This is a genomic window from Maritimimonas sp. 2205BS37-2 (assembly GCF_056591755.1).
In genome coordinates, this window is record NZ_JBWQOI010000001.1 from 11,507 (window position 1) to 31,616 (window position 20,110).

At 33.1% G+C, this 20,110-nt stretch carries 16 protein-coding genes and 2 tRNA genes; 15 read left to right on the forward strand and 3 right to left on the reverse strand.

Translation table 11 applies throughout. From position 1 onward, the window contains the following. Positions 1 to 256: 256 nt before the first annotated feature. Positions 257 to 1,042, forward strand: a complete 786-nt coding sequence (locus tag AC1EUU_RS00035) for a tRNA pseudouridine synthase A (RefSeq protein ID WP_480199323.1) — start codon at positions 257 to 259, stop codon at positions 1,040 to 1,042. Between the two features lie 47 nt (positions 1,043 to 1,089). On the opposite strand, the gene AC1EUU_RS00040 is transcribed toward AC1EUU_RS00035, so the two are convergent. Continuing rightward, the gene (locus AC1EUU_RS00040; RefSeq protein WP_480199324.1) at positions 1,090 to 2,232 is read right to left on the reverse strand and encodes an acyl-CoA dehydrogenase; all 1,143 of its coding nucleotides are present in this window, start codon (positions 2,230 to 2,232) and stop codon (positions 1,090 to 1,092) included. A gap of 33 nt (positions 2,233 to 2,265) precedes the next feature. On the opposite strand from AC1EUU_RS00040, the gene AC1EUU_RS00045 reads away from it, so the two are divergent. The 14 genes from AC1EUU_RS00045 to AC1EUU_RS00110 all read left to right on the forward strand — a co-directional run bounded on the left by AC1EUU_RS00045 (position 2,266) and on the right by AC1EUU_RS00110 (position 15,253). Then, positions 2,266 to 3,390 (forward strand): anhydro-N-acetylmuramic acid kinase, encoded by a 1,125-nt coding sequence (locus AC1EUU_RS00045; RefSeq protein ID WP_480199325.1) that lies wholly within the window; start codon positions 2,266 to 2,268, stop codon positions 3,388 to 3,390. 159 nt (positions 3,391 to 3,549) lie between these two features. Further along, positions 3,550 to 4,776 (forward strand): Glu/Leu/Phe/Val dehydrogenase dimerization domain-containing protein, encoded by a 1,227-nt coding sequence (locus AC1EUU_RS00050; protein ID WP_480199326.1) that lies wholly within the window; start codon positions 3,550 to 3,552, stop codon positions 4,774 to 4,776. A 42-nt stretch (positions 4,777 to 4,818) separates the two neighbouring features. Then, the gene (gene nhaD, locus AC1EUU_RS00055; protein ID WP_480199327.1) at positions 4,819 to 6,213 is read left to right on the forward strand and encodes a sodium:proton antiporter NhaD; all 1,395 of its coding nucleotides are present in this window, start codon (positions 4,819 to 4,821) and stop codon (positions 6,211 to 6,213) included. Positions 6,214 to 6,316: 103 nt separating this feature from the next. Beyond that, positions 6,317 to 7,018 (forward strand): MotA/TolQ/ExbB proton channel family protein, encoded by a 702-nt coding sequence (locus AC1EUU_RS00060; RefSeq protein ID WP_480199328.1) that lies wholly within the window; start codon positions 6,317 to 6,319, stop codon positions 7,016 to 7,018. A gap of 4 nt (positions 7,019 to 7,022) precedes the next feature. Then, complete coding sequence (locus AC1EUU_RS00065; RefSeq protein ID WP_480199329.1) at positions 7,023 to 7,409, forward strand: ExbD/TolR family protein; 387 nt, start codon at positions 7,023 to 7,025, stop codon at positions 7,407 to 7,409. 2 nt (positions 7,410 to 7,411) lie between these two features. Further along, on the forward strand, positions 7,412 to 8,320 hold the full coding sequence (locus AC1EUU_RS00070; RefSeq protein ID WP_480199330.1) for an energy transducer TonB: 909 nt from the start codon (positions 7,412 to 7,414) through the stop codon (positions 8,318 to 8,320). Between the two features lie 15 nt (positions 8,321 to 8,335). Beyond that, positions 8,336 to 9,547 (forward strand): bifunctional folylpolyglutamate synthase/dihydrofolate synthase, encoded by a 1,212-nt coding sequence (locus tag AC1EUU_RS00075; protein WP_480199331.1) that lies wholly within the window; start codon positions 8,336 to 8,338, stop codon positions 9,545 to 9,547. Between the two features lie 59 nt (positions 9,548 to 9,606). Continuing rightward, positions 9,607 to 9,684: transfer RNA gene (locus AC1EUU_RS00080), tRNA-Val, on the forward strand. Between the two features lie 228 nt (positions 9,685 to 9,912). Further along, positions 9,913 to 11,517 (forward strand): hypothetical protein, encoded by a 1,605-nt coding sequence (locus AC1EUU_RS00085; RefSeq protein ID WP_480199332.1) that lies wholly within the window; start codon positions 9,913 to 9,915, stop codon positions 11,515 to 11,517. Next, complete coding sequence (locus AC1EUU_RS00090; protein WP_480199333.1) at positions 11,505 to 11,945, forward strand: hypothetical protein; 441 nt, start codon at positions 11,505 to 11,507, stop codon at positions 11,943 to 11,945. Before AC1EUU_RS00085 ends, AC1EUU_RS00090 begins: the two co-directional genes overlap by 13 nt. 322 nt (positions 11,946 to 12,267) lie before the next feature. After that, entirely contained in the window at positions 12,268 to 13,905 is a 1,638-nt protein-coding gene (locus tag AC1EUU_RS00095) for a hypothetical protein (RefSeq protein WP_480199334.1), read from the forward strand. A 4-nt stretch (positions 13,906 to 13,909) separates the two neighbouring features. Beyond that, on the forward strand, positions 13,910 to 14,638 hold the full coding sequence (locus tag AC1EUU_RS00100) for a hypothetical protein (RefSeq protein ID WP_480199335.1): 729 nt from the start codon (positions 13,910 to 13,912) through the stop codon (positions 14,636 to 14,638). Positions 14,639 to 14,786: 148 nt separating this feature from the next. Beyond that, positions 14,787 to 15,038 carry a hypothetical protein gene (locus tag AC1EUU_RS00105; protein WP_480199336.1) on the forward strand — a complete coding sequence of 84 codons (252 nt, stop codon included), beginning with the start codon at positions 14,787 to 14,789 and terminating at the stop codon, positions 15,036 to 15,038. Positions 15,039 to 15,172: 134 nt separating this feature from the next. Continuing rightward, positions 15,173 to 15,253, forward strand: a tRNA-Val gene (locus tag AC1EUU_RS00110). Between the two features lie 658 nt (positions 15,254 to 15,911). On the opposite strand, the gene dinB is transcribed toward AC1EUU_RS00110, so the two are convergent. Together dinB and AC1EUU_RS00120 are read right to left on the reverse strand one after the other, a co-directional pair. Then, entirely contained in the window at positions 15,912 to 17,129 is a 1,218-nt protein-coding gene (gene dinB, locus AC1EUU_RS00115; RefSeq protein ID WP_480199337.1) for a DNA polymerase IV, read from the reverse strand. Beyond that, positions 17,129 to 20,101, reverse strand: coding sequence for a DNA polymerase III subunit alpha (locus AC1EUU_RS00120; protein ID WP_480199338.1), 2,973 nt, complete (start codon positions 20,099 to 20,101; stop codon positions 17,129 to 17,131). The genes dinB and AC1EUU_RS00120 overlap by 1 nt, the downstream gene beginning before the upstream one ends. Positions 20,102 to 20,110: the final 9 nt, after the last annotated feature.

Consider the following 20,110-nt stretch of genomic DNA (forward strand, 5'->3'; position numbering starts at 1 on the left):
TTTTTATAGGGGTTAAGATTTAAAAATGATAGTATTTTTAATTTTATATATCAAAAAAATAGGGGTTAATTTTATAAAATGATAAAAAAAGGAAATGATACCCCCTAAAAATTAGGGGTTATAAAAAATACACTTTATAAATTCTTAATGTCATAAAAATGCGATTTTTGATAAAAAAAATGAAAATTCTACATTAAAATTGTTGTAATCATGATGAAATGGAAAATGGATTAAGGAATTATTATAGCTTTGATTTATGAATTATAATTTTTCCTATCTAGTTCAATTTCAATATTTGGGCTTTCGATTTCATGGTTGGCAAAAGCAGCCTAATCAAAAAACTGTTCATTTTATTTTAGATAAAACTTTAAAATTTGTGTTTAACGAAGTAAGGTTTAAGACAATTGGTGTTGGGAGAACAGATGCGAAAGTTTCTTCCACTGATTATTTTTTTCAATTTTTTATTGATCAAGAGATTAAACCCTTACAGTTTTTAAAGGATTTTAATCGGAATTCTCCAGCAGATATTAGGGCACTTAAAGTGGAAAAGATGCGCCTTAAAAACTTTAATATTATCCAACATCCAAAGATTAAAGAGTATAGATATTATTTTTCTTTTGGGAAGAAGAACCACCCATATTGCGCTCCATTTTTAACCGGTTTTATTGATGTATTAGATATTGAATTAATGATGAAGGCTGCTAAGCTCTTTGAAGGTTATCATAATTTTAGGCGTTATTGTACAAAGCCTTCCAATGAGACCAAAACCGAACGTACAATTGACTTTTGTGAAATTAAAGAAAATATCGAACTGAAAGCTTCATTTTTTCCTGAGAAAAGCTATGTGTTAATTATTAGATCTAGTGGATTTTTACGAAACCAGATTCGTTTGATCATGGGGGCATTAATAGAATTGGGTAGAGGTAATTATGATTTAGAATTTATTCAGCAAAGCTTAACCGATGCTTGTGAAGACCAATTTATTAAAACAATAGCCCCAGCTTCAGGCTTGCACTTACATAAAGTTGAATTAGATAAATAAAAAAAATCCGGTTAAAACCGGACTTTTTTCACTGTATTACTAAAAATTTAGCCTTTTATCAAACTTCTCGAAATAACTATTTTTTGAATTTCAGATGTTCCTTCGTAGATCTGTGTAATTTTTGCATCACGCATTAAACGTTCAACGTGATATTCTTTAACAAAACCATTACCACCATGAATTTGAACTGCTTCTACAGTTTGCTCCATTGCTACTTTCGAAGCATATAATTTTGCCATTGCACCAGATTGATCATAGTTATTGCCTTGATCTTTATCCCATGCCGACTTCATTACTAAATGACGTGCAGCTTCAATTTCGGTAGCCATATCTGCTAATTTAAAAGCGATGGCTTGATGGTTGCAAATTTCTGTGCCGAAGGCTTTACGTTCTTTAGAGTATTTAAGAGCCAATTCATAAGCTCCAGAGGCAATTCCCAGGGCTTGTGAAGCAATTCCAATTCGTCCGCCCGATAAGGTCTTCATTGCAAACTTAAATCCAAAACCGTCTTCACCAATTCTATTTTCTTTAGGAACTTTGACGTCATTAAATTGTAACGTGTGGGTATCGCTACCACGAATTCCTAGTTTGTCTTCTTTTGGACCTATATCAAATCCTGACATGCCTTTTTCAATAATAAAAGCATTGATACCTCTATGGCCTTTATCTCTATCTGTTTGAGCTATTACAAGATATACGTCAGCGCGACCACCATTAGTAATCCAATTCTTCGTTCCATTTAAAAGGTAGTAATCTCCTTTGTCTTCTGCAGTAGTAGCTTGTGACGTAGCATCAGAACCAGCTTCAGGCTCACTTAAACAAAAAGCACCTAGGTATTCTCCTGTTGCTAGTTTGGTTAGATATTTTTGTTTTTGGTCTTCAGTTCCATAGGCTTCTAACCCATAACATACTAAAGAGTTATTTACAGATACCATTACGGAGGCTGATGCATCAATTTTCGATAATTCTTCCATAATTAATACATAAGAAATAGTATCCATGCCACTTCCGCCATATTTTGGATCAACCATAATTCCTAAAAAGCCAAGTTTACCCATTTTTCTAACCAGCTCGTCTGGAAATTGTTGCTTTTCATCACGTTCAATTACGCCCGGCAATAATTCAGCTTGGGCAAAATCGCGAGCCGCATCGCGAATCATTAAATGCTCTTCGGTAAGGCTAAAATCCATTTTGTATATTAAATTATTAGATTCGTAAAAATTGTGCCCAAAGATACTTCTTTAACAGGATATTTTCAACAGACTTTTCCTATTTTTACAGATATGCAAAAAAGTATTTCTCATGCCATTGGCTTGATGTCTGGTACTTCTCTAGATGGAGTGGATATTGTGTACGCATTGTTTGATAAACAATCGCCATATTCATTTAAAATTATTAATGCAACCACCATTGCATATTCCGGCGAATGGAAGCAAAAATTAATGAATGCCTATTCGAGTCAATCGGCTGCGGAGCAACTCGATGTTAGTTACGGACGATTTCTAGGGAACTTGATTAATGATTTTGTAAAACAAAATATGATTACAAAAATAGATTTTATTGCTTCACATGGTCATACCATTTTTCATAAACCGGAAGATGGTTATACCATTCAAATTGGTAATGGCCAAGAGATTGCAGATAAAACCAATTATAAAGTGATTTGTGATTTTAGAACTCAAGACGTTGATTTTGGAGGACAAGGCGCTCCGTTGGTTCCTATTGGTGATCAATTATTATTCTCTGAAAATGAATATTGCTTAAACTTAGGTGGTTTTGCTAATATATCTTATGAAGAAAATGAAAAACGAGTGGCTTATGATATATGCCCTGTAAATATTGTGCTAAATCACTATTCAAAAGTGCTTGGGGTTGATTACGATGATAAAGGAAAAAATGCATCTCAAGGGGAAGTTAATCTACAATTATTAGATAAATTGAATTCATTGGCTTTTTATGCTAAAAAACCACCTAAATCATTGGGTCTAGAATGGGTAGAAGAATGTATATTTCCCTTAATAGATGAATTTGATCTTGACGTAAAAGATGTATTATGTACATTTGTTGAGCATATCGCAATTCAAATTTCAAATCAATTTATAAAAACGGAAGGTTCGGTTCTAGTAACGGGCGGTGGAGCATTTAATGATTTTTTAATTTCTAGAATTTTGCAATTAACGAAGGTTAAAGTTCATATTCCTGAAGGAAAAATTGTTGAATATAAAGAAGCTTTAATTTTTGCATTTTTAGGATTACTTAAATCGCAACATAAAATAAATGTTTTGAGTTCTGTGACCGGTGCTAAAAAAGATCATTCTTCTGGTAAAATTTTTATACCAAAAAGCTAACATTTATTCTATATTTGCTCAATTTCTAATTATAAATATTTTATCATGGATCAGCGCTAACTCCCATATTGGGAGCATATATTTTGAACACTTCAGACAGATAAATTAAAGTTTAATTAAAAAACAACCCTAACAATCGTAGGGTTTCTAAGCGTGATCATGAAAGATTTACTACATAAATATGAAACTAAACAACCTGAAATAGTTTTCAATTGGAAAGATTCTGAAACAGAAGCTGAAGGGTGGACCGTTATTAATTCATTACGAGGAGGCGCTGCCGGTGGCGGTACTAGAATGCGTAAGGGGTTAGATATGAATGAGGTATTGTCATTGGCTAAAACTATGGAAGTTAAATTTACAGTTTCCGGCCCGGCAATTGGAGGAGCAAAATCAGGAATTAACTTTGACCCGGAAGATCCAAGAAAACATGGAGTTTTAGAAAGATGGTATGCGGCAGTTTCGCCCTTGCTAAAAAGTTATTATGGTACAGGAGGGGATTTAAATGTTGATGAAATTCACGAAGTAATCCCGATTACCGAAGAAAGTGGAGTTTGGCACCCTCAAGAGGGTGTTTTTAATGGACATTTTAAACCAACCGAAGCAGATAAAATTAATAGAATTGGGCAACTACGTCATGGTGTGATCAAGGTAATCGAAAGTGAAGAGTATACTCCAGATATTACTAAAAAGTATAAGGTGGCAGACATGGTTACTGGCTTTGGTGTAGCTGAAGCAGTTAAGCATTATTATACCATTTATGGTGGCGATGTAAATGGGAAAAAAGCCGTAATTCAAGGCTTTGGTAATGTTGGTTCAGCGGCGGCTTATTACCTGGCACAAATGGGGGCTAAAGTAGTTGGAATAATTGATAGAGCGGGAGGTGTAATTAATGAAGATGGGTTTTCCTTTGGAGAGATCAAACAATTTTTCTTAAATAAAAAAGGAAATACTTTAATTGCAGATGAATTGATTCCTTTTCAAGAGATGAATGAGCGCATTTGGAAACTTGAAACCGAAATTTTTGCGCCTTGCGCTGCTTCTAGATTAATAACCAAAGATCAGATTGATGTAATGATTGATTCTGGTTTAGAGGTAATTTCTTGTGGAGCTAATGTTCCTTTTGCGGACCCTGAAATTTTCTTCGGACCAATTATGGAGCACACCGATAAGCAAGTAAGTTTAATTCCCGACTTTATTTCTAATTGTGGTATGGCGAGGGTTTTCGCTTACTTTATGGAACGAAAAGTATCTATGAATGATGAAGCCATTTTTAACGATACTTCAAAAACTATTTATAAAGCTTTAGAGAAAGTTTACACTAAAAAAATGTCTAAAAAAGAGATAAGTTCAACTGCTTTTAAAATTGCACTTGAACAATTGATATAATTTTATATCTTTAAATCTCACATAAACTTAAAAACTAACCGAATGGAATCACTCATCATTTTAATCTTCGTTTTAGGATATTTAGCAATTACATTAGAACATTCTTTAAAGATAGATAAGCTTATTCCGGCTTTAGTTATGATGGCTCTCTGTTGGGCTTTGATTGCATTTGGTATCGATGCATTTCCAAATTGGTTTGATTCTGCGAAAGGGGCTTTGGTAGATGGTTTTAAATCATTGGGCCATGAAGAGAAAATGCACCTTATGGAAGAAACCTTGTTGCATCATTTGGGTAAGACTGCTGAAATTCTGGTTTTCTTGCTTGGTGCAATGACAATTGTTGAGATCATAGATTACTTTAATGGTTTTGCTACAATTAAATCTTTTGTGCGAACAAAAAGTAAAGCAAAACTTTTATGGATATTTAGTTTTTTGGCATTTATTCTGTCAGCCATTATTGATAACCTTACTGCTACCATTGTATTGATTACAATTTTGAGAAAAATAGTTTTAAAAAGGGAAGACAGAATTTGGTTTGCTGGTTTAATTATTATCGCGGCAAATGCTGGAGGTGCTTGGTCTCCTATTGGAGATGTAACAACAACTATGTTATGGATTGGTAAAAAAGTTTCTACAGGTAAACTCATAATGTATTTACTAATTCCATCGTTGGTTTGTATGTTAATTCCATCTTTCTTAGCTTCAAGAATGAAGGCCTTTAGAGGTGAAATTGAAGATGTTGAAGATACCGGAGGTGAGGCTAATAAATATGGTAAAATCATGTTTTATCTTGGTTTAAGTGCCATAGTATTTGTACCTATATTTAAAACGGTTACGCATTTACCACCTTATGTTGGAATGATGTTGTCTTTAGGAGTGGTAGCTACTTTTGCTGAAATTTATAGCCGAACGAAGTTTAGCATTTCATCTGCTGTGATACCTTCAGAGCACGAAGATCATGCACACCATAGTCCTGTACATGGCGCATTATCAAAAATAGAAATGCCAAGTATACTTTTCTTCTTGGGTATTCTATTGGCGGTAGCGGCACTAGAATCTTTAGGGCAATTGTTTGGTTTTGCAAATTGGCTACGTGAATCGACGCCTATGTTAAGCACCGAATTACAAGGTACAGGAGTTTCAGATTTAGTAGTAATCCTTTTAGGAATAGGATCAGCAATAATTGATAATGTACCATTAGTGGCAGCAAGCTTAGGAATGTTCTCTGAGCCATTAGATAATCCACTATGGCATTTTATCGCTTATTCTGCCGGTACGGGAGGTAGTATGCTGATTATTGGGTCTGCAGCTGGAGTAGTTGCAATGGGTATGGAAAAAATAGATTTTTTCTGGTATTTAAGAAAAATTAGCTGGCTTGCATTTGCTGGTTTTATTGCCGGTGCAATAGTCTTTATTGCCATGAGATCAATATTATAAATTATAACCCGAGAAATTTCTCGGGTTTTTTATTTGCAACAAAACAATTTTGCCCTCGTATTTTCGTTAGAAAATAGTATTCCCCCTAATTAAGAAGAATTTTATGTTTTTAAGTATTCAAGATGGAGCACAAACAGCTCAAGAGAACTTAGAAGAAGTAGTCTCAGAAGAAAAAACCCTTTCAATTTATCAATTAATTATGGATGGCGGCATTGGCGGTCAGGTAGTAATTCTTGTATTATTACTATTGCTGGTTGTAGGTCTCTATATTTATTTTGAACGCTTTTTTGCTATAAAAGCGGCCTCAAAAACTGATAAAAATTTCATGAACCAAATTCGAGATCATGTTTCTAATGGCAAGGTAGAAGCAGCACAAATTTTATGTGCACAAGCTTCTTCACCTGCTGCACGATTGATTGAAAAAGGAATTTCACGCATCGGAAAACCATTAGAAGACATTAATAAGGCAATTGAAAATGCAGGAAGTTTAGAAATTTATAAACTCGAAAAGAATGTAAGTGTTCTTGCAACAATTGCCGGAGCTGCGCCAATGATTGGTTTTTTAGGAACCGTTGTTGGTATGATTCTTGCCTTTCATGAAATGGCAACAAGTGGTGGGCAAGCCGAGATGGGCTCGCTGGCATCAGGTATCTATACGGCGATGACAACAACAGTAGCCGGATTAGTAGTTGGTATTATTGCTTACATGGCCTATAATCACATTGTAGTAAGAACGGATAAAGTGGTGCATGAAATGGAAGCAAAGGCAGTAGAGTTTTTAGACCTATTGAACGAACCGGCTTAAGATTATGAAATTTAAAAATAGAAATAAGGTAAGTCCTGAATTTAGTATGTCATCAATGACTGACATCGTGTTCTTACTATTGATCTTTTTTATGTTAACCGCTAGTACGCCAAATGCATTAGATTTAATTTTACCTAAAGCAAGAGGGAAATCAACAAATACGCAACATATTGCTGTTAGCATTAAGAAAAATGAAAATTATTACGTTAATAACAAGCTCGTTAATGAAGGAGCTATTGAGGCAGAATTACGAACACTATTGGCGAATCGAGAGAATCCTACGGTATTGTTGCGGGTAGAGGAAACTGTACCTATTGAAAAAGCGGTTTTGGTTATGGACGTAGCAAATAGAAATAAATTTAAAGTAATTTTGGCGGTAAGGCCCAATTAAAAATGTCATTTTTAGATACACCACATAAAAGAAAATCAGCAGCAATTACAACGGTAATTATGGGATTGCTTTTACTTGTGATTTTTACATTTGGAATGACATATCTTGACCCTCCAGAAGAATTAGGAATTGCTGTAAATTTTGGAACAACTGATTTTGGAAGTGGAAATATTCAACCTACAGAACCAATTAAATCTACTCCTGTAGAAGAAGAACCCATTGAAGAAACTCTAGAAGAAATTGTAGAAGAAACTCCTACTGAAGAGGTTGAAGAATCAGTAGCAGAACCTGAAGTTGCATCTGAGAAAGTAGTAACATCAGAAGCTGATGAATCACTAAAAATTAAAAAAGCGGAAGAGGCTCGTCGTAAGGCAGAAGAAGATGCTAAACGAAAAGCTGAGGCCGAAGCCAAACGAAAAAAAGAGGAAGCTGAAAGAATCGAACAAGCGCGCAAAGCAGCCGAAGAACGAAAAAGAGCGGAGCAAGAAGCGAAACGTAAAAAATTAGATGCCATGATGGGCGGTCTAAACAATTCTGATGGTACAGCTACCGGAGGAGAAGGTAATGATAGTAGAGCTGGTGATAAAGGGCAATTGAGTGGAGATCCATACGGTATTAGCTATTTTGGTGATGGAAGCGGAAGTGGAGGTTACGGACTTAAAGGTAGAAACCTTGTTAGAAAAGGTACGGCCTATCAACAAGATTGCAATGAATATGGAAGAGTAGTGGTAAAAATTGAGGTTAATAAATCTGGTAAAGTAATTAAAGCAACACCAGGTGTAAAAGGTTCAACGAATACCGCACCTTGCCTATTAGCACCTGCTAAAAGATCGGCTATGTCATATAAATGGAATATTGACTCTAAAGCTCCATTAAAGCAAGTAGGTTTTGTGATTGTTAACTTCAACTAAACTCTTAGATTTACATTGAACTATCAACAAACTTTAGATTGGATGTTTTCTCAACTTCCAATGTATCAGCGTCAAGGGAAGACGGCATTTAAAAAAGACTTAACGAACACGCTTGCCTTTTCGGAGTACCTCGATGATCCGCATCAAAAGTTTAAAAGTATACATGTAGCAGGAACGAATGGTAAAGGTTCTACCTGTCATATGATAGCTTCTATTTTGCAAGAAGCAGGATATAAAGTAGGATTATATACCTCACCACATTTAAAAGACTTCAGAGAGCGCATTAAAGTCAATAATAAAATGATCAGAGAGAAAGAGGTGATTGATTTTATTAAAGACAATAAAGAATTTCTTGAGAAGCAAGGACTGTCGTTTTTTGAAATGACGGTAGGGTTGGCTTTTTACTTTTTTGCAAAAAAAGAAGTTGATATAGCAATTATAGAAGTTGGTTTAGGAGGAAGGTTAGATTCTACGAATATAATTACTCCTGAAGTTTCGGTAATTACCAATATTGGTTATGATCACACGCAATTTTTAGGAGAGACGCTGTCCGAAATTGCTTTTGAAAAAGCGGGAATTATAAAAGAAGGAATACCGGTAGTTATTGGCGAAAAACAAAAAGAAACTATAGAAGTATTTATAAGTATCGCTAACGAGCGTAAAACAGCGCTTAATTTTTCTGAGAGTATTATAGGTAAAGAGTATAAAACAGATTTGTTGGGGAGATATCAACAAAAGAATGTTAAAGCTGCAGTAGCAACCTTAAGATTATTGAGTGGTTACGAGATTTCTGAAAAAAGTATAGAATCGGGACTTTTAAAGGTAGCTAAAAACACAGGGTTGTTGGGGCGTTGGCAAGTTTTACAGAATCGACCTAATGTAATTTGTGACACTGCACACAATAAAGAAGGTTTAACTTTTGTGCTAGAGCAGTTATCGGAAGAGAACTTTGAACAATTGCATATAGTTTTAGGTGTGGTTAATGATAAAGATTTAGACAAAATTTTACCTATGTTTCCTACAAATGCTACATATTATTTTTGTAAACCAAATATTCCTCGTGGTTTAGAAGCAAACGTATTACAGCAAAGAGCTAGTCGGTTTGATTTGAATGGTGAAACGTACTTGTCAGTAAATCAAGCATATAAAAAATCACTTAAGAATGCAACAGAAAAAGATGTGATATTTATAGGTGGTAGTACTTTCGTAGTTGCTGAAGTTGTGTAATATTTTTTGATAATTTTTTTGCCAGTATTAAAAACTAAATTATATTTGCATCCGCATTCGGGCGCGTAGCTCAGTTGGTTCAGAGCACTTGGTTTACACCCAAGGGGTCAGGGGTTCGAATCCCTTCGCGCCCACCAAAATAAAAGCCTTGTATTTTTAAATACAAGGCTTTTTTGTTTTTAGATTTCATTAATTTCTCACTTAAGCGTTACTGCCAATAATGAAATTACTACTAGTTTTAGGTATGTATTGATAAAGAAACAGGAAAAACCCTATATCAAAATGGGTGTTTTTCCTCTTTTTTGTTTTATGGAAAAGTGGCATAATTGCTAGTTCAAACTTTAAATTAAAATTAAACCTGAACTATGAATAAATTGTATAGATTTTTTGGTATCGTATTTGTATTATGTATACTGGTAATTTTTACCAATTGCGAAACGAATGATGTTGTTATGGATCAAGCAGATTTGGCAGAACAACAATCTGAATTATCTGAAGTCGTACAACGAATTAAAGAAAATTTTACACTTGAGAACTTTGAAGATCCTTTGCAATTGATAAAAGGTAACATTGTGGTGAATTGGGAAAATCATATAAGAGCTAAAACAGATGACGTTAATTGGTTTGAATTCAATACGAACCAATTAAAACCATCTGCAATCGAATCTGAAATATATGATTCGTCAACTTATAAGGTGTTAGCAGGGATAAAAGAAACTGACGAGTTATTTTATTATGTAGTTAAATTGACACCAAAAAAGGGTGCTAATGATTCAAAAAACGCATATTATTTAAAGCCAGATGGGTACACTGGAGATATTTATGTTTATAACAATAGGGGAGCGGTAGAAATGATGGAATATTATGATAAAGGTGAATTGAAAAGCTCTATCGTTGATATTGATGTTGAAAATCTAGGAGCTTTACCATTAGGAAATAGATGTTATGCAAGAGATACTGCTTATCCAAGGTGTACAGGTAGAGATTGTGATGCGCCAACAAATCCGGGTTGTAATACTGATGGAGATCGAGGAGGGTATGTAAGAGTGACAACATATTATTATACAGATTGGTATACAAGAATGAGCAGTGGCAGATATGAGTATAGAGATACTAGTTATAATGGAAGTAGCTCAGAGTATGTTTGGGTATCTTCTGGGGGTTCAGGGCCATTATATCAAAATTCTTACGAATATTACCATAGTGATGGAGAAGGAGGGGGGCATTATTCATCTAACCCACCAACTGCTGTTGAACCAAACAGAATAATATTAGATTATTCAATGAAAAGAACTAAGGCGCTTTGTGTTTATTATAAATTGCAGAATTTAAGTAGCGGTTTTAAGGCGGCTATAAAAAAGTTTGATGGAGATTTTCCTGTAGCTCACCTTAAATTCATAATGGATGATTTAGGAAATGCAAGAGGAGAAACACGCGCACCTGATAATTTAACAAATACTAATTCACCTGACTTTGTTGTTACAATTGCTTTAAATAATAATTCTAACGAACATGGCGTAGCTTACAGGCCCAATTTATTAACGGCTAAAACGATAATACATGAGGTTATACATGCTGAAATGTATAGAAAGTTGTTATCTCTTGCCAATCAAGGTCATTTGGATTTTAATGGATGGAGTAACCAGCAACATATTGATTATATTAAAAGTATAAGAGATAATTTTCCAGGAATATATGATTATTATAGAAGACATAATAATTGGCAACATCAGCAAATGGCTACTCACTATAGACAAACAATTGCCGACGTATTAAAAGAGTTCGATAGTGGTGCTCATTCAGATCAATTCTATTTAGACTTAGCATGGGAAGGTTTGAGGTATGGTGCAGAAGCTGGAGATGAGTCTATACATACGTGGGAAAGCCTATCTCAAGCTGAAAAGGATAGGATAAATGAAGTAATTCAAGGTTATGTGAATACTAATAAAAATGAATCATGCGACAATTAATTAATAGCCTAATAATAGTCCTGTTTTTTGGGTTACCTTTTACCACTTTTTCTCAAAAAGATGATACGATTTATCTTCATTTTGATGATTCGAACAACGAAACAATTAATTTGGCATTAGAAGGAGGAGGCATAGAGAAGGTGAAAAAGTTTAGGAAAATTTATAATAAATCTAAAGCTCATATTTTCTTCATCGGGAAGGAGAGGTTTACATTGAGTGCAAGTGGTGAGATAGACACTTGTAAGATTAAAGACCTTAACAAGTTAAGGTTTGATACTATTGAAAGTATTAATGAAAAAAGAAATGAATTAAAAGAAAAACGTTTTTTTAAAAACAGTGTATTCAAAAAAATGTATTTGATAGAAAAACGAAAAAACTATTATATAAAATATCCAGTAATTTGGACAACAGATTTAGTTGAAAATTGAAACCATAACATATAAATTCTATCTTGATTTTAGAAAAGTAAGGATTATTAAGAAGAACAAAACATATGTAAAGCATATGTAATTAATGTAAAATCCACTTAAAATACTGATAGTCAGATAATAAATATTTGGCTGGCAGCCAAAAGGTCATCGGCTCGACTCCGATATGCTCCACAACCCTTAGACCCCTGAAAAAGCAGGGGTTTTGTTATTTTAGGGCTTCACTTTTTCATATCAAAAAGGGTGTTTTTCCTCTTTTTTGTTTTATGGAAAAGCGGCATAATTGCTGGTTCAATCTTTGAATTAAAATTAAACCTGAACTATGAATAAATTGTATAGATTTTTTGGTATTGTATTTGTGTTATCAATTTCGTTATTATTTGCAGGTTGTGAAACTAATGATGTCATTAGCGATCAAGAAATTTTGACTGAACAACAATCGGAATTACAAGAATTTGTTAAACGAATTAAAGATAATTTCACTCTTGATAATTTTGAAGATCCTTTGCAATTAATAAAAGGAAACATAGAAGTGAATTGGGATAATTATTTAAGAGCTAAATCAGACGAAATTAATTGGTTTGAATTTAATACAAATCAATTTAAACCATCTAGTATCGAATCTGAAAAATATGATTCATCAATTTATAAGGTACTAGTAGGGATAAAAGACACTGACGAGCTAATTTATTATATCGTTAAGTTGGTCCCTAAAAAAGAAAATAATGAGTCAATTAATGTTTATTATTTCGCACCAGAACTGTATACAGGAGATGTTTACCTATATAACGATAAAGGAGTGGTAGAAATGATGGAATATTATGATAAAGGTGAATTATTGAATTCTATCGTTGATATCGATGTTGAAAACATTGAATCGTTACCTTTGGGTAATAGATGTTATGCTAGAAGCACTGCTTATCCAAGATGTTCAGGGGATGATTGTGATGCTCCTACGAACCCAGGTTGTAATACTGATGGTGATCGAGGAGGATATGTAAGAGTGACAACATATTATTATACAGATTGGTATTGGAGAAATAATAGTGGTAATTACCAATATACTCATACACAATATAATGGAAGTAGTAGTGAATATGTATGGGTTTCTAGTCCAGGTAATGGAACCGTGTATTTAAGCGCTTATAATAATTATTCGAATTCTGATGATGGGAGTGGATATTTATCTTCAAATCCAACGGATGAAGAGCCTGATCGAATAATCGTAGATCCATCATTTGAAGAGGATTATAAATGTCAATCTAGAGTTGCCATTAAATCATTGTCTAGAACGGGCCCATTAACAAAACTCGTACTGGATATTTTTGAAGATGATAATACCAACTTTAACTTAGTTTTTGCAGTAGATGAAAGTTTGGAAGGAACAGATTTTCAGGGTCATACTAGTAATGTTTATGATTCGGCTTGGGATCTAGATAAATTAGAGATTGAAATAGGTCTAAATCCTGATTTATTAAATAATGGAACCGATTTAGCGGTAGCGGCAACTGTTATTCATGAATCCGTTCATGCTATACTGTTATACGGACTTGAAAGCGGAAAACTTAATTCTGACACAACTTCTCCAGAAGAAGATGCTAGTCTATATAGATTAATAGACAGGTATTTACGCCTTAAGGTTATTGAAGGTGAGTTTAATAATGTTGATCCAGAAGATCGGCAACGAATAAATAATTATATGCATCATTATATGCAAGGTCTAATTGACGTAATGGCTACATCTTTGTCACAATTCGGTAAAATTAATGGACAAAGTCTTTCTTTTAGTTATTACAAAAAAGTTGCTTCAATTGGACTATTAGAAAATATTGAAGAATATATGTCGTATGATGGGTTGAGTGACGAAGAAAAAGAAGAATTGGATGATATATTAAAGACATTACATGATGAATTTAAAAATAGATCAGACGCTAAAGGGAAAAAATGTGTAAGCAAATAAAACCATGAAGTATTTAAAAATAACAAAATATATTATACTAGTAATTCTTTTGAATTTTGTTTTTGAAATTAGCGCCCAGAAGAAAATAATAATTTCCAATGATGATTATGATGTTTTAAATTTAAGTCTAAGTAAAATCATCAAATCTAATGTTCTTAATGATTCGCTTGGTTTAATTTATAAAGACAAGTATCCCGATGATGAATATAACAATCATCTATATGAAAAAAACAAAATTTTTTATTCTAAAATATACATTAATGTACTTGCTGATAATTTTCACTATGATCAATTTTTTGATAAAAATGCAAGTTGGAGGCGTTATAGAAATAATAAGAAGAAATTAAAAGAATTAGATTCAATTCTCACGAGAAATGAAATTAATCATTTAAGCGAACAAATTGAGGACAATTCAAACATATGGAGTGGTGAAAAAATTGAATTCGAAAATAAAGTATTATTAATTGACGATTTAAGATATACCCGAAAAGAAATTAGAAATCTATCAAAGAAAGAGAAAAATATTGAACTCAGAAAAATGTATGATTTAAATAAAAAATATAACTTTTATACTTTCTCCAAGCCGATATATTCTGCTAACAAGCAGTTTGCTTTTATAGCTTATAATAGAAAAGGGGATAATGCATTTTTTGTTTTTGAAAAAATTAATAATCATTGGCATTATATGTTTTCTGTAACAAATAACAAATTTGTTGATAGTCTTAGGCCATAATATGTTGAACTGGGTACAGTTCATGGTTAAAATGAAAAGCATTATAAATATTTTTACTCTAGTTTTTTTTACTTGTATTTTAAAGTCTTTTGGTCAAGACAATAACTATTTTTCGTTGTGCAAAAACAGTGATAAGTATTTAAAGTCTGTGAAGTACATAATGTTTGATGATCAAAAGAATAAAGTCAAGACAAAAAATGAAGATTTGACAATGTTTTATATTGAGGGGGAGAGATTTGTTCATTCTTCGAAAACACAGAAATTAGATACCTGTAGCTTGGCATCTCTTGATAAAATACAATTTGAAAAAGCAAATGAACTATCGGATAAAGAATATCTGTTTTTTAAAGAGAAGATAAAAGAGGTAAATAAAAACAGAGTAAAAAAATACCTGGGTTGATGCCAGTTGTTGAAAAACATAAATTTTTTAAGGTGTATGTAATTAGAAAAGTAAATAACAAATTACTTAGTTATGAAGTTGATTGGGAACAGTCACATTCTTACCATTAATATCTAATTGTTATTGAAAGGGTAGGGGAACAATTGTGAATAAAAATATGCTTGACTTGGTTTACACCCAAGGGGTCAGGGGTTCGAATCCCTTCGCGCCCACCAAAATAAAAGCCTTGTATTTAAAAATACAAGGCTTTTTTGTTTTTAAAGCTTCACTATTTTTTAAGAATATTTGTAATTAAATGATAATTAGGTAAATAAACTTATCTGTACGCATGTTTTTATAATCGAATCAATGAAATCAAGATTAGTAAGTGAAACTTAAAAACACCCTTATTAAAATTGCTAAAAAGCTATTTTATAATTTGTGAGCTTATTATGTTAATTATGTGCACTTTTTCTGCTAGTCTATTTCTAACCCAAATTCTAAAACTAGCAGAATTAAAGTGCAACAACCCTAAACTTTTTCTTTTTCAATAGTTTCCTTAACTTTAAACTGTCATTACCCTTCATTAATTTAATTAGAAGGTAGTCCCTGACTTAATATTTTGTTTTAGCTAGAGCCTAGGCTCTAGCTTTTTTTAAATGGCACTTGCTTCCAGAGAAGACTAAACCTAAACTTAAAAGGGCAGGCTGTGAAATAAGTGTTTAGAAACAAGTGCCTCGATATTAAAAATCTATTTCAGTTTAAATTAAAAGAACATATTGTTTTACTAAAACCTATATACTTTATAGGAATACTAATTTCAGGCTAACTTAGAATAAAAATTTTCTTTTCAGGTAAGGTAAATCCGTAATAATTTTACGGTTGAAGCATAAATTATCTCCTTCTATTCGCAAGTAGAGGTGGCGGTTCTCCTGTAAAAGGATTCCACCTACTAATACTTTTTGCTTCCATACCTGCTGCACTAATTACGGCACGATCTCCATAACGTTCTCTCATTTTATCTACTGCCTGGCTTAGGTTAATTAACTTTTCATCGTCTTCGAATAAGTTAATTTGATGACCACCTTCTACTAGATGACTAAATTTAACGCCGATTAAACGTACTAACAAACGCCGATTATATTGCTTTTTAAACAATTCTAAAATTATCGGTACAATTGAACTATCTAAAGAGCTATAAGGTATTCGCTTCTGCATAGTATACGTTTGAAAGTCTGAATACCGGATTTTAAAAGTTACACAAGCTGTTAATTTATTACCACGCCTAAGTTGATAAGCTAAGTTTTCAGTCATTGCTATTAAAATGCTTTTCAATTTTTCAACATTTGTGGTGTCTTTGTCAAAAGTACGTTCTGTAGAAATAGATTTACGCTCATGGTATTGTACAACAGGGTTATTATCAATACCATTAGCTTTTTTCCAAATGCTTAGCCCATTTTTACCCAAAACACGATGCATTAATTCCATGGGCATTTTTTGTACAGTGAGAATTTGTTTAATGCCTAGGTCGCATAATGATTTATAAGTCACTTCGCCTACCATAGGTATTTTACGTACCGATAATGGAGCTAAAAAAGGTTTTTCTGTTCCCTTAATAATACGTATTTGATTATTAGGCTTGGCTTCTCCGGTTGCCACTTTAGAGACTGTTTTATTGATGGATAATCCAAATGAAATTGGTAGTCCGGTTTCTTTAATAATACGCTGTCTTAATTCACTAGCTAGTTGGTGGCAACCAAAGAATTTATCCATTCCGGTTAAGTCTAAGTAAAACTCATCTATAGATGTCTTCTCATAAAGCGGAACACTTTCTTTAATTACTTCAGTAACTTGCTCAGAAAACTTAGTATAAATGCCAGAATTTCCCCTCAGTATGATAGCATGAGGGCATAATTGTTTTGCCATACGCATAGGCATTGCAGAATGTATTCCAAACTTTCTGGCTTCATAACTACAAGAAGCTACTACACCTCGATCAGAAGTACCACCTATCAATACAGGTTTTCCAATCAATGCACTGTCTAATAAACGTTCACAAGACACAAAAAAAGTATCTAGATCCATATGCACAATGGCTCGATCTTCTGCCATTATGCAGTAATTTTTTGTGGCTCATTCGAGTATCTAGGATCTTCGATAATTGCTTTTCGATACATAGAGATGACTTCTATGTTAATGCATTCAAATTCTTCTAATACTCTCCCTGTGATTGTATAAATTCCTTTCCCTCTAAAAGGATATTTAGCAGCTATTGGAGGAAAATGAACGGTATCTATAAAGTTGCCATCTCGATCTAAAAAAGTGCCAAAATGCATGGCCTTACCTGTTGATGTATTTGTGTTCTTTGTGGTTACTAAATAACCTTCAATAGTGATTATCTTATTTTTATAATTGCCTAATTCTTTAGCTCTCAAAAAGCTTTGTTGAGGTTTGGCTAATAGATCAAAGGGGTTACATAAAGGGAAGCCTAATAATTCATACTCATCAAAAGCATTTTCTAAGGCAGTACTTTTTAATTCGGGAGTTTCATAAGAGATTCGTTCACTTCTAAACAGCGTAATAACATGTTCTTCTTTGGGGATTTTACTAATCTTTAAACGTGCATCCCATAATAATTCTCGCTTATTGATACCTGTAAAGCGAAATGCATTAATTTTAATAAGGATAGATATTTGTTCAATAGAAATGGCTACTCTATCTATAAAATCGTCTAAATCTATAAATGCACCATCACGTTCACGAGTATTAAGTATTCTTTCAATAGTATTTACTTCTAGTGCACGTAAAAAATTAAAGCCTAAATAAATGGTTTTGCTGGTTATTATGGTTAGATGGTAGCAAGAATTAATACAAGGTGATTCAATAATTGCTCCATGCATTCTGGCCTCGTGTACATATAATTCTCTACTATAAAATCCGCCACCATTATTTAATGTCGCTACCATATATTCTAAGGGATAATAGGCTTTTAAGAATAGGCTCTGATAACTTTCAACGGCATAAGATGCAGAATGTCCTTTAGCAAAGGCATAACCTGCAAAACTTTCTATTTGCCGCCATATATCTGCAGTTAAAGCTTCAGATTTCCCATCAGCTTTACAATTATCAAAAAATTGCTGTTTCACTTTTAAAAACTCTTCTCGTGAACGGAATTTACCTGACATTCCGCGGCGTAACATATCTGCTTCTCCTAAAGTTAGCCCTCCAAAATAATGCGCCACTTTTATAACATCTTCTTGATAAACCATGACCCCATAAGTTTCGGGCATAATATCTAATAATACAGGATGGGCATCATTTCTTCGTTCAGGATTTCGATAACGTAATATATATTCTCGCATCATTCCAGACTTTGCAACTCCAGGTCGTATGACTGAGCTAGCGGCAACCAAGCCTAAATAATTATCTACTTGTAGTTTTTTTAGAAGCATTCGCATAGCAGGAGATTCCACATAAAAGCACCCAATGGCTTTTGCATTTTTCAATAAGTATTTAATGCGTTTATCTTCTTTGAATCGCTTGATGTCATGAATGTCTATTTGTTCTTTTTCAGGATGGTTATATTTAATAATCTCTACTGTATCTTTAATCTTCCCTAATCCTCGTTGACTTAGAATATCAAACTTATATAAGCCAATATCTTCAGCAATAACCATATCTATTTGAGTAGTAGCAAATCCTTTTGGTGGTAAAAAAGTAGCACAGTAATAATGAATGGGTTTTTCTGAGATTAAAATTCCACTAGCATGAATTCCTAAATAATTTGGAAACCCTTGAATGTATTTGCTATACTTAATAACTAATTGAGATAATCGATCTAAGGCATTGAAGTTATATTTACCTCTTGTAAGTACATCCATTTCAGATTTTGGTAAACCAAATACTTTTCCTAATTCACGTACCGAAGCTCTAAATTTAAATGTGTTGTAAACAGTGATTAATGCTGTATTCTTAAAACGTTTAAACATAAATTCAGTAATATCATCGCGATCAGCCCAGGAGAAATCAATATCAAAATCAGGCGGATTCTTCCTGTAAAGATTAATGAACCTCTCAAAATAAAGATCTAATTCAACAGGATCAACATCTGTTATTCGTAAGAGGTATGCTATAATACTATTAGCACCACTACCACGTCCAACATAGAAATAACCTTTATTGCGAGCATACTTTAAAATCTTCCAATTGATCAAAAAGTAAGAAACAAAGCCTTTCTCTTTTATGATAGAGAGTTCTTTTTTAATACGGTTGTAAATAGTTTCATCGGGATTTTCATAGCGATAAGCTAACCCTTGATAAGTAAGTTTTTCGAGTAATCGATAATCTAAGGCTTCATTACCAGTATAAGAGCGTTGATTGTTTGGGGTAGTTTGCGAAAAATCAAATTCGACAGAACAATCATTCAAAATTCGTTGTGTGTTTTCAATAAGTTCTGGGTAATCTTTATAGATGATCTTAAGATTTTCTAAAGGCAAAAATTGATCTGTCTCACATCCTTGTTCATTTAATGATAGCTTACTTAATAAAGTGTTATTATCTATAGCTCGTAGTAAGCGATGGGTGTTAAATCCCTTTTTATCTTGAAAAGAAACAGTTCTTAGAACTACTAATTTATGGAGTTGCTTATTCCATTTCGAAAATTTTAAATGGTTAAGGTCTTTAGGAGAAATACCTAAAAATTCATTTTCCTTAAGTGTGTATAGTTTTCCTTTTTCAAAAGGATAAATTACAAAACTGTCAGCTATATCAATTGGTTTTTGTGGGATCACTAAAGAACTATCATGTAAAAAAATAGATAAATAGTTATTGATCTGTTGAAATCCTTTATTGTTTTTGGCCAGTAATATAAATTGTTGATCAACTCCATTTCTAAAATCTACCCCTAAAACAGCTTTGATATTGTATTTAGAAGACAAGCGAACAAAATCTAAACACGCCGAAGTATTATTAATATCGGTTAGCGCAATACTTTGAAGCTTTGCCTCAGAAGCTAAAGACAAAAGTTCTTCTGGCTTAATAGTTCCATATCGAAGGCTATAATATGTATGGCAATTCAAATACAATTTGTCAAT